We start from the raw sequence: 14665 nt of genomic DNA, 5'->3' as shown, positions 1-14665 counted from the left end.
GGGCTACGCCCCGCCGAACCGCTCCGTCAGGATGCGCGACGCCGGGTGCCCGAGCTCGACCAGCCACCCCGAGATGCCCTCGACGAAGCTGTTCGGACCGCAGAGGTACGTGGTGGGCGACGAAGCGACCGGCACCGTGAGCATCTCCAGTTCGTCACGCATCAGCCGGCCGATCGAACGGTCCGCCCCCGACGGGGCCTCACGGGTGAACGCGTAGTCGACCGTGAGTGACCCCTTCGACGAGTCGACGAGCCGGCGGAGCTCATCCGTGTAGAACGCGAACTGCGGCCCGCGCACCGAGTACAGCAGGCGCATCGGCGACGGATGCCCGGCGGCAGCATGCGTCCGCAGCATCGACATCAGCGGCACGACCCCTGACCCGCCCGCGATGAGTTGCACGGGCTCGGTCTGCGCGGCCGTCCACACGAAGTATCCGCCCACGGGTCCGCGGATCTCGAGGTGGTCGCCGATGTCGAGCCCCCGCACGAGGTACGGCGACACCTCCCCGTCGTCGAGTTCCTCGACGGAGAGTTCCACGTTCACCCCTGACGCACCGAGACCGGAGGGTGCGGCATCCACCTCGCCCGAGGCGATCGAGTATTCGCGCGAGGCCGTGTACCCGTCGGGAGCCGTCACCCGCACGTCGACGTGCTGCCCTGCGAGGTGACCCGGCCAGCCGGGGATGTCGAACACCAGGCTCCGTGCCGTCGCCGTCTCATCGTGCGCCGCGACCAGCTGCGCGGGCTGCCACTCAGGAATAGCGTTCCTCCTTCCACGGGTCGCCCACGTCGTGGTAACCGTACTGTTCCCAGAAGCCCAGCTCGTGGTGGCTCATCAGAGTGATGCTGTTGACCCATTTCGCGCTCTTCCAGAGGTAGAGATGCGGGATGAGCAGCCGTGCAGGCCCGCCATGCTCGGGTGCGAGGTCGGATCCGTCGAACTGGAACGCGATCCACGCCTTGCCGCCGAGCAGGTCAGAGGTGCGAACGTTCGTCGTATACCCGCCGTAGCACGAGGCCATCGCGAATTCGGGCGTGGTGTCGACGCCGTCGAGCAGGTGGTCGAGCGAGACGCCGCGCCAGCCCATGCCGAACTGCGACCACCTCGTCACGCAGTGCAGGTCGACCGTGAAGTCGTCGATGGGGTTGTCCATCAGCGTCTCCCAGTTCCAGGCCTTGGCCGTTCCCTCGGCAGTGCGCACAGAGAACGCCCAGTCATCCTTCGCGATCGCCGGCGTCGGGCCGGCGGAGAGCACCGGGAAGTTCGTGACTTCGTACTGCCCCGGGGGCAGGAGCGGGTTCGCGTCCCGCCGCCTTCCGACGAAGCCTGGAGAGAAAATACCCATGATCTCTTCCTTTCGAGAAGCGAGTGGTGCCCCATGATCTTTAAACTCAATCTAGCGAACGGGATGCCCGTGCCGTACTACCCGGGGAGGAAGATCGTATGACGCTCTTCGAGTTCGACTCCCCGGGCGACGAGTTCGAGCCGCCGCCGCGCAGCCGGGCATCCGCCCTGCTTCGACGCATCGCCCTGATCGTAGTCGTCACGGTCATCGTCGGGGTGCCCGTGGGGGCGGTGGCGTGGAGCTTCGTTCACCAGCGCGTCGAAGACCAGGTCGAGGTCTGGCAATACCGCCCGAGCCCCGCGATCACCGCCATGGCAGACGAATCCGGCATGGGCGACGAGGGCCGGTTCTACTTCTACGCCAGTGCGCCGACGGTCGAGAGTGCGGCGGACTTCCTGAGCGTCTGCGGGTCGTCGACCGACGATTTCGTGCTGCTCGGCTGCTACACCGGCTCGAGCATCCATGTCTTCGATGTGCCGGATGCCCGGCTGAGCGGCATCCGTGGGGTGACGGCCGCGCACGAGATGCTGCACGCGGTCTATGCGCGGCTGAGTGATTCCGACCGCAGCGACCTCGACCGCCTGCTCGAACAGCAGTACGACGCCCACAAAGGCGACCCCGAGCTCGCCGCCCGCATGCTGAGCTACGCCGAGACCGAGCCGGGCCAGCGCGACAATGAGCTGCACTCGATCTTCGGCACGGAGGTCGCCGCTCTCAGCCCCGAGCTGGAGACGCACTACGCGAAGTACTTCACCGACCGCACGAAGGTCGTCGCCCTGAACGCGTCGTTCGAGGCGGTGTTCAGCCAGATCCACGAGCAGGAGAGTGCGCTCGCGGCCCAGGTCACCGCCGCGGGCGACGCGATCGACCGCAACAGCTCGCAGTACTCCGCCGACAGCGACACCCTGAGCGCAGATGTGGCCGAGTTCAACATCCGGGCAGCCGCGGGCGACATCTCCAGCCGTGCCGAGTTCGACCGGCAGCGGGAGGCGCTCGAGGCCCGGCAGACCGACCTCGCGAACCGGTATGCGGGCATCCAGAGCGACATCGCGGCGTACGACGCGCTGCGCGACCAGCTCCAGGCGCTCAACGCGCAGGCCGAGGAGCTGGGGCGGAGCCTCGACAGCACGCTGCAGGTGCCGGCGACTCCGACACAGCCGCCCACGCCAGCTCCGGTCGCAGGCGGCTGAACGCCCGCGCCGAGCACCTGCGGGCCGGTTTCAGCTGCCCTTGATCGTGTCGTACGCTGCCAGCGCGCGCTTCCGGGACTCGCCGAGGTCGACGATCGGCTCCGGGTACCCCGGCGTTCCCGCCTCGGGCACGTACTGGTTGATGTACTCCCCGTGCTTGTCGAACTTCTTGGCCTGCAGCTCCGGATTGAACACGCGGAAGTAGGGTGCGGCATCCACACCCGAACCTGCCACCCACTGCCAGTTCATCGTGTTGCTCGCCGGATCGGCGTCGACCAGGGTGTCCCAGAACCAGGCCTCGCCGAGCCGCCAGTCGAGCAGCAGGTTCTTCACCAGGAACGAGGCGGTGACCATCCGGATGCGGTTGTGCATCACGCCGGTCTGCCAGAGCTCCCGCATGCCGGCGTCGACGATCGGGATGCCCGTCTGTCCCTGCTGCCAGCGGCCGAGCACCTCGGGGTCGGGGTCGTTCCACGGGAACGCGTTGAACGCCGGGCGCATGTTCTCGGTGCCGAGCTTCGGCCAGTGGTAGAGCAGGTGGTAGCCGAACTCGCGCCAGCCGACCTCGCGGAGGAAGGATGCTGCACCCTCTGCCGACGAAGCATCCCGCACACCGTGCCAGACCTGGAACGGGCTCATCTCGCCGTGCCGGAGCCGCGGCGACATGCGTGACGTCGCGTCCTGGGAGGGGAAGTCGCGCTCGCGCTGATAGTCGCCGAGCCCTTCCGCCTCGAAGGCGCGGAGTTCAGCGTGGGCCGCCTTTTCGCCGGGCGTCCACGTGTCGCGGAGCCCTCCGGCCCAGTCGGGTCTCGTCGGCAGGAACGCCCAGTCGCCGAGCTTCTCGGACGGGACGGTCTTCGCGCCCGTGACGTGACCGGCCGACGGTGCGGGCAGTGGATGTCGCGGGGTGGGCGCACCGAGGCACGCCCGCCAGAACGGAGTGAAGACCTTGTAGGGCTGGCCCTGGCCGGTACGGAGGGTCCACGGCTCGAAGAGCAGGTTCGCCTGGAAGCTCCGCGCCTCGACACCGGCCTCCTTGAGGCTGGACTTGATCGACGCGTCGAGCTCACGCTCGGCGAGGCCGTAGCGCCGGTTCCAGTAGACCGCGCCGGCGTTGGTCTCCCGCTGCAGCCCGGCGATGACCTGGGCGGCGGGGCCGGAGCGGAAGGTGAGGGCGAGGCCCCGGGCATCCAGTTCCCCGGCGAGGGCTTCGAGTGAGTGGTGCATCCACCACTTCGCGGCGCCGCCGTTCGGCCTGATGCCGGGGGAGTCGTCGCTGAAGACGGAGGTGTCGGAGTAGTCGGTCTGCTCGTCGAACACGTAGACGCAGACGATCGGTTCGCCGCGTTCGGCGGCGGCATGCAGGGCGGGATTGTCGCCCACCCGCAGGTCGTCGCGGAACCAGACGATGCTCGGCGAGGCCATCAGGCGTCGGGAGTTTCCACGACGCAGTCGTCGTCGATGCCGCTCACGCCGATGCGGAGCTTGTCGCAGAGCACCGCGAGCTGGGCGAGTTCGTCGTCGGTGAGCGCCTTGGTCATCTGGCTGGTGATGGAGCGGCCGTGCGTGCGGGCGGCATCGCGGTAGATCTCGTACCCCGCGCCGGTGAGGGAGACGATCGTGCCGCGCCCGTCGGAGGGATCCACCGACTTGTTGACCAGCCCGCGGGACGACAGGCGGTCGACGAGACGCGAGACGCTCGGCTGCGTGAGCAGGGTGCGGGAGTTCAGGTCCCGGATGCGCATCCGCCGGTTCGGCTGGAACGAGAGGGTGTACAGCACGTCGTACTCCGTGAGGGAGATGCCCTTGAAGGGGAAGTCCTCGGCCAGGGTGCGCATCACCTGCACCTGGGCCCGGAAGAGGGCCTCCCAGGAGGCGATCGGCGACACCTTCGTCACGGGGCTTCTGTCAGTCATGAATACAGGGTAGTTCGTGGTTGGCGTCCCGGCGGGCGGGTTGCGGACAGTGCCCGTTAAACGGACAAGAGCCGGTCGTAGAGGCTAACGACCGGCTCTTTCCCTTGCACCAAGAGTGTCCTGCAATCACATTCCGCGCTTCGCTGCCACAGCAAACAACTAACGCTCTTGAACTATATAACGGTTGCGTAACGGAGCGCTAGTTATCAAAACGTTATTTTCCCCAGAGTTTGCCCAGAGGTCGTTTTCACTCCGCGTCGAGGGACCCATATCGCGCCAACCGCTCGGGGCCGGAGCGATTTGGGTCCCTTGCACTCCGGCGAAACGGGTTCGGGGAGGGAGGGAGGGAGGGACGAGAGCGGCTAGATCAGGTCGGGGGAGGGGGTGCTGGTCTGGCGCACGGACACGTCGGCGTGGCGGTCGAAGCGGTACCCGACGCCGCGCACGGTGCGCACGATGTCCTCGTAGTCGCCGAGCTTGGCGCGGAGGCGCCGCACGTGCACGTCGATGGTGCGCTCGTTGGGGATGTCGTCGAGGTCTTCGTGGCCGGCGCCCCAGAGCGAGGAGATCAGTTCGGCCCGCTCGATGGTGCGGCCTTCACGGAGCACCAGGTACTGCAGCAGCTCGAACTCCTTGTAGGTGAGGTTCGCGGCCTCGTTGTCGAGCAGCACGCGCTTGCGGGAGAGGTCGATGACGACGCCGTCGCGGGCCCGGTCGGCCTCCGCTTCGGGCTCGGTGGTCTGGCGGTGCTTGGCGAGGGCGGCCGGGTCCTGGAGGGCCAGGCGTACGACCTCGACATCCCGGCCTCCGGAACCGCGCGGCGCGAGGGCGACGGCGGCGTAGGTCTCTGAGCTCGGGGCGAGTTGGGCGACGAGTGCCTTGATCTGCGAGACGATCGAGCCGAGCGACGTGCCGTCGGCTTCGGCCTTCTCCTCATCGATTCCGACGTAGACGACGAAGCCGCGGGCCTCAGTGCCGGCGGGCACGGCACGGATGTGGGAGGGGGCGGCGGCGACGGGCGCCGGTGCGGCGTGGATGACCGGGGTCTCGGCCGGGGCGACGTAGGAGGTGGTGCGGGGGCTGGTCAGGTGTGCGATGGACACAGTGGTGATCCTTTGGATGATGATGCTGAGCACCGGCGACCGTGAGGGCCTTCAGAACGGTGCTGTGAGTCGATTCGGCTTGAGCCGGAGAACGGATGCCGGGATGCGGGTATCCGGGAGCACTCTGCCGATGACGCCGGCAGGGAAGCGGGCGTTCGGTCTGTCAGTGCTCGGCGAGGAGGGGTGTTCTCGTCAGCGACACATTCGACAACACATGACGGCGCCGCCGGGCATCATCATGCCGGCGTTCCTCAGAGCCTCGAAGGAGGTTGGGGTGGGCGCGTTGTCATACATAGTCATGAGTAAAGCCGATTATCGGCGTCCATGTCAATTCTTTTGCGCGGATCCAGCGAAAAGAGGGCGGACGCTACGGACAGCTCGCCGCAGGAGCGGCGGCGAGCAATATATTCACACCAGGCCGTAGAGCCTGTCGCCCGCGTCGCCCAGCCCGGGAACGATGTAGCCGTTCTCGTTCAGCCGCTCATCCAGTGCGCCCAGCACCAGCGTCACGTCGCGGCCTTCGGTGCGCTTCTCGAGCATCTCCACGCCTTCGGGCGCGGCCAGGAGGCAGATGGCGGTGACGTCGACGGCGCCACGGTCGAACAGGAAGTCGATGGCCGCGCTCAGCGAGCCGCCGGTGGCGAGCATCGGGTCGAGCACGAAGCACTGCCGGTCGCTGAGGTCGTCGGGCAGGCGTTCGGCGTAGGTGGTGGGCTGCAGGGTCTCCTCGTTCCGCACCATGCCGAGAAAGCCGACCTCGGCGGTGGGGACGAGCTTGACCATGCCTTCGAGCATCCCGAGCCCGGCCCGCAGGATCGGAACGACCAGCGGACGCGGCTCGCTGAGGGCCACGCCGGTGGTGGTCGTCACGGGGGTCTCGATGGTGACCTCGTTGACGCGCACGTTCCGTGTCGCCTCGTAGGCCAGCAGCGTGACGAGCTCCTCGGTGAGGGCCCGGAAGGTCGCCGAGGGGGTGGTCCTGTCGCGCAGCACGGTCAGTTTGTGCGTGATGAGCGGGTGGTCGGCAACGTGTACTCGCATAGGCTCAATCTACAGGGGTGTCCGCTTCGGGTCACTCGTGCCGTGCGTCGGAGAGGAGCTGGGTGCTGTGGCAGATTCCCCGCTCCCTGGCCTCCCGCTCCCCGTCTCCCCCGAGCACGACCGGTGGATGCTCGAAGCCCTCGCCGCGGCGTCCGGCGCACTGATGAGCGCCGATGTGCCCGTCGGCGCTGTCGTGCTCGACGCGTCGGGCCGGGTCATCGGGCGGGGCCGCAACGAACGGGAGCTGCTGCACGACCCCACCGCGCACGCGGAGGTCGTCGCGCTGCGGGAGGCCGCCGCGCAGCAAGGCGACTGGCAGCTGCCGGGATCGACCCTGGTGGTCACCCTCGAGCCGTGCGTGATGTGCGCCGGAGCGATCCTCGCGGCGCGGGTGAAGACCGTGGTCTTCGGGGCGTGGGACGACAAGGCGGGTGCCGCGGGTTCGGTCTACGACGTGCTGCGGGACCGTCGGCTGAACCACCGCGTGGAGGTCTTCGCGGGGGTGCGTGCAGAGGAGTGCGGCACCCTGCTGTCGGACTTCTTCCGCGGACGGGGCGGATCGGGTGACTCGGAACCGGGCGACGGAAAACCGCTCAGTGCGACGTCGTGACCCTCAGTCCGACGCCCTGATCACGATCGCCTCGGTCGGCGTCGCGGGGTCGACCGGTGCCACATACACGTCCGGTTCGAGGTAGATCACGCGCGCGATCGGCACGGTGGCGCGGATGCGTGCTTCCGCCGAGTTGATGGCGGTTGCGACATCCTCGAGCCGTGCGCTCGCCGGGAGAGCGATCTTCGCCGCGACCAGCAGCTCGTCGGGCCCGAGGTACAGGGTCTTCATGTGGATGACCCGCTCGACCTCGTCGCCCGCCTCGATGGCGTCGAGGATGGCGCGGTTGTCGACCTCGCTGGCCCCTTCGCCGACCAGCAGGCTCTTCGTCTCCATGCCGAGCACGAGCGCGACGAGGATGAGCAGCACGCCGATTCCGATGGTGCCGATGCCGTCGAACACGCCGTTGCCAGTGATGATGGCGAGCAGCACACCGACGAAGGCGAGCGCAAGGCCGACCAGGGCGGCGAAGTCCTCGAGCAGCACGACAGGAAGTTCGGGCGCCTTCGCGCGGCGCACGAACTGCACCCAGCTCTGTTTCCCGCGCGTGTGGTTGCTCTCCTTCATCGCGGTGCGGAGTGAGAAGCCTTCGAGCACCATCGCGGCCAACAGCACGGCGATCGGCAGCCAGGGCGTCTCGATCGGGTGCGGGTTCCCGATCTTCTCGATGCCTTCATAGAGGGAGAACACCCCGCCCACCGAGAACAGGATGATCGACACGACGAAGGCGTAGACGTAGCGCTCGCGGCCGTAGCCGAACGGGTGCTCGCTGTCGGCGGCCTTCTTGGCCTTCCGGCCGCCGAGCAGCAGCAGGAGTTGGTTTCCGGAATCGGCCAGGGAGTGCACGCTCTCGGCGAGCATCGACGACGACCCAGAGAAGACGAAGGCGATGAATTTGATGACCGCGATACCGATGTTCGCGCCGAGCGCTGCGAAGATCGCTCTGTTGCCGCCGCCTGTGCTCACGTGATGTTCCCTCGTTCGTTCCAGCCCTTGGCCCAGTGTAGAACCGACCGGCGCGGCAGGTCAGCGGCGGTGGCCGGTGCGGCAGGTCAGCGCGGCAGTCGCGCGAACGCGTCGATGTCCGAGGCCGTGCCGGAGACGACGATGAAGTCGTCTGCGCCGACCTCGGTGGCGGCGCCTGCGTAGACGAAGGGGGCGCCGTGCGACTTCACGCCCACCACGGTTATGCCGTACCGGCGGCGGAGCCCGAGACCCTGCAGTGCGCCCCCGCGGGCGACCTCAGGCGGGCGGAGTTTGGCGAGCGAGAGTTCGTCGTCGAACTCGATGAAGTCGAGCACCTGCCCCGATACGAGGTGGGCGATCCGGTCGCCGGACTCCGCCTCGGGATAGATCACGTGGTTCGCCCCGATGCGCTCCAGGATCGTGCCGTGCGACTTCGACATCGCTTTCGCCCAGATCTGCGAGACACCGAGGTCGACGAGGTTCGCGGTGATCAGAACGCTGCCTTCGACGGATGATCCGACCGCCATGATCGCCACATCGAAGTCCTGGCCGCCGATCTGCCGCAGGGCATCCAGATCTGTCGCGTCGGCCTGCACCACATGCGTGACGCGCGTCGCCCACTTCTGCACCAGCATCGCGTCGGTGTCGATGACGAGCACCTCCCGCCCCAGCTGCTCGAGCTTGTCGGCGGCGGCAGCACCGAACCTGCCGAGCCCGATGACCAGCACCGGAGCGCCGGTCGACCTGTCTCTAGCCAACGATCGGCCTCTCCTCGGGGTTCTGGAACAGCTGGCGCCTCTGCCTGAGTGCCAGGGCTGCGGCGAACGTCACTGTACCAATGCGTCCCATGAACATCGTGGCCGCCATGACGTAGACGCCGGCATCCGGCAGCGATGCGGTGAGGCCGGTCGAGAGACCCGACGTTCCGAAGGCGGAGATCACGTCGAAGAGCACATCGTCGAGCGAGGCCTTCGAGATCTGCAGGATGATGATGGCCGAGATCGCGATGGTGCTCGCGCCCCAGAGCACGACGCTGACCGCGAGGCGGAGGATGTCGACCGGGATGCGACGGCGGAAGGCCTGCACCTGGTCGTTGCCGCGCGCTTCGGCGAAGGCGGCGAGAAAGAGGATCGCGATCGTCGTCACCTTGATGCCGCCGGCCGTCGACGCCGAGCCGCCGCCGATGAACATGAGCATGTCGGTCACCAGCATGCTGGAACCGTTGAGCTGGTCGATGGGGATCGTCGAGAAGCCGCCCGACCGTGTCATCGTCGACAGGAACAGCGACTGGAAGCCCTTGTCGAACCCGTTCAGCGGGCCGAACGTGGCCGGGTTCGAGAACTCGAGGGCGAAGTAGAGAATGCCGCCGGCCCCCAGCAGGATGACCGAGGTGACGAGGGTCAGCTTGACGTGCAGCGACCACTGGTTGCGCCCGGGCGTGCGGAGAGCCCGCGAGAAGGCGTAGATCACCGGGAAGCCGATACTGCCGAGGAAGACGCCGATCATCAGCACGGTGAGGAAGTAGTAGTCCGACGCGTACGGGGCGAGCCCGTCGGCGTTGGGGGTGAAGCCCGTGTTGGTGAAGGCCATCGCCGAGTAGTAGAGGCTCTGGAGTGCGGCCGTTCCGACGGGGATACCGTCGATCAGCATCCGGGGGAAGAGGAGGAGGGCGAGGCCGCCCTCGATGACCAGGGCGCTGACGGCCACGGTGGCGAGCAGCCCGCCCACCTCGCCGAGTCGCACGGCCTGGCTCGCACCTGCGACGCCCGAATGGGTGCGCGACGGGTCTGCTTCGCCGGCCGCGAGGATCCGCGAGCGGAGGCCGAGCCGCCGTGAGACGACGAGGCCGAGGATCGAGGCGAGCGTCAGCACTCCGAGGGCACCGATCTGCACGCCGAGGTAGATGACCGCCTCGCCGAAGAACGACCAGTGGGTGGCCATGTCGACGGTGGAGAGCCCGGTGACACAGATGACGGTCACGGCGGTGAAGAGCGAATCCGCCAGGTTCGTCGACGTGCCGGTCGCGCTCGAGATCGGCAGCGAGAAGAGAAACGTGAACAGCACGATCAGGAGCACGAAGACGATGACGGCGAAGCGCGACGGGGAGCGGCCGGAGAAGTCCTCGACGGCGTCGCGGAAGCGGCGCGAGCCCGAACGCACTCCGTACCGGGGCGCTCTGACCGGTGCGCCCTGACTCATGCCCCCCAGCTTGGCACTCGTGCCCTGCGGACACAACGCGGCCGGGCCGCTACCCTGTAGCCATGGCTGACATTTTCTCCGTAATAGCTGACCCCACGCGCCGCCACGTGCTCTCACTGCTGTTGCAGAGATACGTCGGGGCCGACCACGACGACGAGGGCGCTGAGCCCCTGGGCGAGATCGGCGTCTCGGAGCTCGTCTCCCAGCTCGACCTGAGCCAGCCGACGGTCTCCAAACACCTCAAAGTGCTCCGGGATGCGGGGCTCGTCAGCGTGCGGGAGGTCGGCCAGCACCGCTTCTACGCGCTGGAGGCCTCGCCGCTCGAGGAGGTCGAGGACTGGCTCATCCCCTTCCTGAGCGCCGACTTCGACGAGGTGCAGGAGGAGGACGGCCTCGATGTCGAGGGTGATCTCGCCGAGCTCGCCGACCGCGCGAAGTCCCAGGCGTCGATCGTGGGTGAGCGCGTCGGTCACTCGGTGGCGTCGGCCACGGGCCGTGCGCGCTCGATTCTCGAAGAAGTCACCCGGAGATTTCCGAACATTTCAAGAAGTAGTGATTAATCGCGGAAAACTCTCATCTGCGCGGCATACGCGCTGAGAAACTGCTGTGAGCGCAAGGATTCTGTGCCAGCTCACATCGTTAACACAACGGAAACATAGCTCCCCCCACTAGGGGGTCGAAAACTGCTTAGGGTAGTCGAACGAGTGCGGGCCTGGCCTGTGCCCAAACACTGTTCGAATACAGATTGAGGTTCCTACGTGAGTAGTTCCCGGCGACGTTCTCCAGCGCCCCATTCCCGTTCCCTGTCGAAGAGGGGTGCTGTCGTCGCTGCGGCGGCCGCCCTCGTGCTCGCTGTCGCCGGTGCCGCCGGCAGCGCCGCGGCATTCAGCCCCACCGCGGCCTCCCTGGCCACTTCGGTGCAGACCGACAAGGCTGTCGGCTTCGTTCCGCTGCCGGGTGGGGCCACCAAGCCCGCGACCGACTTCACGTCGGGTCGCTACATCGTCACGCTGACGAACCCGTCAGCGGCCACGTATGAAGGAGGCATCGACGGCTTCACCGCCACCAAGCCCTCCGCCGGTGACCAGATGAACGCCCGCTCGGCGCCCGTCACCAGCTACACCGACTTCCTCGCCGGCCGCCAGAAGGATGTCGCGGCCTCTGCGGGTGTCAGCATCGACTACTCGTACACGCTCGCGCTGAACGCCTTCTCGGCGAACCTCACGGCCGAGCAGGCCTCCGCGCTGACCTCCAGCAAGGATGTCGCCCAGGTCACCCACGACGAGATCAAGCACATCACCGCTGCCGAACCGTCGACCACGTACCTCGGTCTCGACGGCTCGAACGGTGTCTGGGCCCAGAACGGCGGCGTTGCCGACGCGGGCAAGGGCATCGTCATCGGTGACCTCGACACCGGTATCGCTCCCGAGAACCCCTCGTTCGCCGGTGACGCGCTCGGCACCACGCCGGGCGATGCGCCTTACCTGACCGACGAGGTCACGAAGAACCACGAAGACACCGACATCCGCTTCGACAAGGCGGACGGCAGCACGTTCTACGGTGCCTGCGTCACGGGCGAGGAGTTCGCCGCCAGCGACTGCTCGACCAAGATCGTCGGTGCGCGCTACTACGTCGACGGTTTCGGCCAGGGCAACATCGGCACCGCGGCGACCGGTGAGTACGTCTCCCCGCGCGACGGTGACGGCCACGGCTCGCACACCGCCAGCACCGCCGGCGGCAACAACGCGACAGAGGCGACCATCGCCGGCAACAGCTTCGGCAACATCAGCGGTGTCGCCCCGGCGGCCAAGATCGCGGTCTACAAGGTCTGCTGGTCGGGCCCCGACCCGGTCGGAACAGACGACGATGGATGCTCGACCGCCGACATGCTCGCCGCGATCGACCAGGCCGTGCTCGACGGTGTCGACGTGCTGAACTTCTCCATCGGTGGCAGCTCGGCGCAGACCACGGTCTCGCTGACCGACCAGGCGTTCCTCGGTGCGGCCTCGGCCGGCATCTTCGTCGCCGCCTCCGCGGGCAACTCCGGCCCCGGCGCCTCCACGCTCGACAACGCTTCGCCGTGGTACACCACGGTCGCGGCATCCACGATCCCCAGCTACGAAGCGACCGCCACCCTCGGTGACGGCAGCAAGTTCGCCGGTGGCTCGATCACCGTCCAGCCCGGCGACGAGGCTCCCGTCGAGGGCGACCTCGTGCGGGCCGACCTGGTGAAGAACGCCAGCGCCAGCGTCGCCGACGCCCTGCTCTGCGCCCCGAACTCGCTCGACCCGTCGAAGATCGCCGGCAAGATCGTCTTCTGCCAGCGCGGTGTCTACGACCGCACGGCGAAGTCGGCCGAGGTCAAGCGCGGCGGCGGCATCGGCATGCTGCTGGTGAACAAGACCGGCTCCTCGATCGACCTCGACGAGCACTCCGTGCCCACCGTGCACCTCGACGCTCCGGCGTGGGATGCGACCTACGCGTACTCCGCGAAGTCCGGTGCGACGGTCACGTTCACCAAGGGCAACACCGCAGGAGCTTCGCCCGCCGTCCCCGTTCTCGCCGGATTCTCCAGCCACGGGCCGGTGCTCGCCGACGGCAGCGACATCCTGAAGCCGGACATCACGGCCCCGGGTGTGGCGATCCTCGCCGCAGCAGCGAACGCCGAAGGTGCAGACCCGACCTGGGAGTTCCTCTCCGGAACCTCGATGGCGGCTCCGCACATCGCCGGTCTCGCAGCGCTCTACCTGGGCGTGCACCCGAAGGCCTCGGTCTCGGAGATCAAGTCCGCGATGATGACCACCGCAACCAACACCGTGTCGTCCGACGGCGCCGCTGTTGAAGACGTCTTCGGCCAGGGCGCCGGTGAGGTCACCCCCACCAAGTACTTCGACCCGGGACTGCTCTACCTGAACGGTGTCGACGACTGGTACTCCTACCTCGAGGGCATCGGCTACGACGTCGGTCGCACCCCGAAGCCGATCGATGCGAGCGACCTGAACCTGGCGTCCATCGCGATCGGCTCGCTCACCGGAACGCAGACGGTCACCCGCACGGTGACGTCGACCGAGGCGGGGACCTTCACCGCCCAGCCCGTCGACGTTCCCGGTATCGACACCGTCGTGACCCCGTCGACGCTCGACTTCTCCGCCGCTGGCGAGTCGAAGAGCTACACGGTGACATTCACGCGAACGGATGCTCCGCTGAACGAGTACACGACCGGGTACCTCACCTGGGCGAACGGTGACCAGACGGTGCGCAGCCCCATTGCGCTGCAGCCCGTGCCGATCGCCGCGCCCTACGAGGTCGACGGAACCGGAACCACCGGCTCGGTCGACGTCACGGTGACGCCCGGCTCCGACGGTGACATCCCGCTCGTGGTCGAAGGTCTTGCCAAGGCCGACCTGCTGGTCGCCGACAACCAGGACCCGAAGATCCCGCTCGACGGTCACTCGGCGGTCACCCCGTTGAAGGAGACCGCAGAGTTCGCGCTCACCATCCCCGCTGGCCTCAGCGAGGCGCGCTTCGACCTGACGTCGATCACGACGGCAGAAGAGGGCGCCGACCTCGATCTGTTCCTCGACCAGCTCGACGCAGACGGGAACGTCATCGCGACGTACTCGTCGGCGACCGGCGCTGCGAACGAGCGGATCGACGTCGCGGCTCCCGAGGCGGGCAAGTACAACATCCGCGCCGACGTCTTCGCCCTGCCCGACGGACAGGCGAACGGCGCGATGGACCTCAACGCGTTCTACGTCACCCCGGACAGCGGAGACGGAGCCTTCACGGCGCCGGCGACCGTTGCCGGAACGCAGGGCACGCCGGTCTCGTACACCGCTTCGTGGTCGGGTCTCGACTACTCCTCGAAGTACCTCGGTGTCGTCGCCTACGGTGACTCGGGCGTCTCGACGTTCGTCGGTGTGACCACGGAGGCCGCGCCGGAGCCCACTCCGACGCCGACCCCCACCCCGACGGCGACGAGCACTCCGACGCCGACCGCCACGGCGGGACCGGTTCCGACCGGTGACCCGGGAACGCCCACCGCGACCCCGGTTCCGGGTGACGGATCGGGTGACGGAAGTGGTGGCCTGGCCAGCACGGGTCTCAGCACCATCGTGCCGATCGGTCTGGCGGGCATCCTGCTGCTCGCCGGCATCGCAGCCCTCGTCGTGCGCCACCAGCGCCGCGTCGGCCAGGCGAACAGCAGCGACGAGTAACCGTCGCTGAACGCTCGGGGTCGGGTTTCGCACCGGAAGGTGCGGGGCCCGGCCCCTCGGCATTGTGCTGAGGTCTCC

General features: G+C 67.8%; 13 protein-coding genes. 4 read left to right on the top strand and 9 right to left on the bottom strand.

Annotation, left to right across the window (positions count from 1 at the left end; translation table 11 throughout):
* Positions 1 to 3 precede the first annotated feature (3 nt).
* Both FB464_RS13190 and FB464_RS13185 read right to left on the bottom strand, forming a co-directional pair.
* Complete coding sequence (locus FB464_RS13190) at positions 4 to 735, bottom strand: ferredoxin reductase (protein ID WP_281279804.1); 732 nt, start codon at positions 733 to 735, stop codon at positions 4 to 6.
* A gap of 16 nt (positions 736 to 751) precedes the next feature.
* A complete protein-coding gene (locus tag FB464_RS13185; RefSeq protein WP_116413449.1) occupies positions 752 to 1345 on the bottom strand; it encodes a molybdopterin-dependent oxidoreductase in 594 nt (197 codons plus the stop codon).
* Positions 1346 to 1443: 98 nt separating this feature from the next.
* On the opposite strand from FB464_RS13185, the gene FB464_RS13180 reads away from it, so the two are divergent.
* Positions 1444 to 2535 carry a hypothetical protein gene (locus FB464_RS13180; RefSeq protein WP_116413450.1) on the top strand — a complete coding sequence of 364 codons (1092 nt, stop codon included), beginning with the start codon at positions 1444 to 1446 and terminating at the stop codon, positions 2533 to 2535.
* A gap of 30 nt (positions 2536 to 2565) precedes the next feature.
* On the opposite strand, the gene FB464_RS13175 is transcribed toward FB464_RS13180, so the two are convergent.
* The 4 genes from FB464_RS13175 to upp all read right to left on the bottom strand — a co-directional run bounded on the left by FB464_RS13175 (position 2566) and on the right by upp (position 6595).
* Positions 2566 to 3960: a cryptochrome/photolyase family protein gene (locus tag FB464_RS13175; protein WP_116413451.1), complete on the bottom strand. Its 1395-nt coding sequence runs from the start codon at positions 3958 to 3960 to the stop codon at positions 2566 to 2568.
* The gene (locus tag FB464_RS13170) at positions 3960 to 4451 is read right to left on the bottom strand and encodes a MarR family winged helix-turn-helix transcriptional regulator (protein WP_116413452.1); all 492 of its coding nucleotides are present in this window, start codon (positions 4449 to 4451) and stop codon (positions 3960 to 3962) included. The genes FB464_RS13175 and FB464_RS13170 overlap by 1 nt, the downstream gene beginning before the upstream one ends.
* A 362-nt stretch (positions 4452 to 4813) precedes the next feature.
* A complete protein-coding gene (locus FB464_RS13165; RefSeq protein WP_116416408.1) occupies positions 4814 to 5554 on the bottom strand; it encodes a winged helix-turn-helix domain-containing protein in 741 nt (246 codons plus the stop codon).
* A 408-nt stretch (positions 5555 to 5962) separates the two neighbouring features.
* Positions 5963 to 6595: a uracil phosphoribosyltransferase gene (gene upp, locus FB464_RS13160; RefSeq protein ID WP_116413453.1), complete on the bottom strand. Its 633-nt coding sequence runs from the start codon at positions 6593 to 6595 to the stop codon at positions 5963 to 5965.
* A gap of 67 nt (positions 6596 to 6662) precedes the next feature.
* Between upp and tadA the strand changes: the two genes are divergently transcribed.
* On the top strand, positions 6663 to 7205 hold the full coding sequence (gene tadA, locus FB464_RS13155; protein ID WP_281279777.1) for a tRNA adenosine(34) deaminase TadA: 543 nt from the start codon (positions 6663 to 6665) through the stop codon (positions 7203 to 7205).
* A 3-nt stretch (positions 7206 to 7208) separates the two neighbouring features.
* Here the strand turns inward: tadA and FB464_RS13150 are convergent, their stop codons facing one another.
* The 3 genes from FB464_RS13150 to FB464_RS13140 form a co-directional block, all read right to left on the bottom strand.
* Positions 7209 to 8171, bottom strand: coding sequence for a cation diffusion facilitator family transporter (locus FB464_RS13150; protein WP_116413454.1), 963 nt, complete (start codon positions 8169 to 8171; stop codon positions 7209 to 7211).
* A gap of 86 nt (positions 8172 to 8257) precedes the next feature.
* A complete protein-coding gene (locus FB464_RS13145; protein WP_116413455.1) occupies positions 8258 to 8929 on the bottom strand; it encodes a potassium channel family protein in 672 nt (223 codons plus the stop codon).
* Positions 8922 to 10370 (bottom strand): TrkH family potassium uptake protein, encoded by a 1449-nt coding sequence (locus tag FB464_RS13140; protein WP_116413456.1) that lies wholly within the window; start codon positions 10368 to 10370, stop codon positions 8922 to 8924. The genes FB464_RS13145 and FB464_RS13140 overlap by 8 nt, the downstream gene beginning before the upstream one ends.
* Before the next feature lie 62 nt (positions 10371 to 10432).
* Here FB464_RS13140 and FB464_RS13135 point away from each other — a divergent pair, with 62 nt between their 5' ends.
* Both FB464_RS13135 and FB464_RS13130 read left to right on the top strand, forming a co-directional pair.
* Positions 10433 to 10930 (top strand): ArsR/SmtB family transcription factor, encoded by a 498-nt coding sequence (locus tag FB464_RS13135; protein ID WP_116413457.1) that lies wholly within the window; start codon positions 10433 to 10435, stop codon positions 10928 to 10930.
* Between the two features lie 198 nt (positions 10931 to 11128).
* Positions 11129 to 14587, top strand: coding sequence for a S8 family peptidase (locus FB464_RS13130; RefSeq protein WP_246093057.1), 3459 nt, complete (start codon positions 11129 to 11131; stop codon positions 14585 to 14587).
* Positions 14588 to 14665 lie beyond the last annotated feature (78 nt).

This window comes from Subtercola boreus, from assembly GCF_006716115.1.
Taxonomy (GTDB): domain Bacteria; phylum Actinomycetota; class Actinomycetes; order Actinomycetales; family Microbacteriaceae; genus Subtercola; species Subtercola boreus.
Note: the sequence above shows the minus strand (reverse complement) of the source record. Positions and strands in the feature narration are given on the sequence as shown.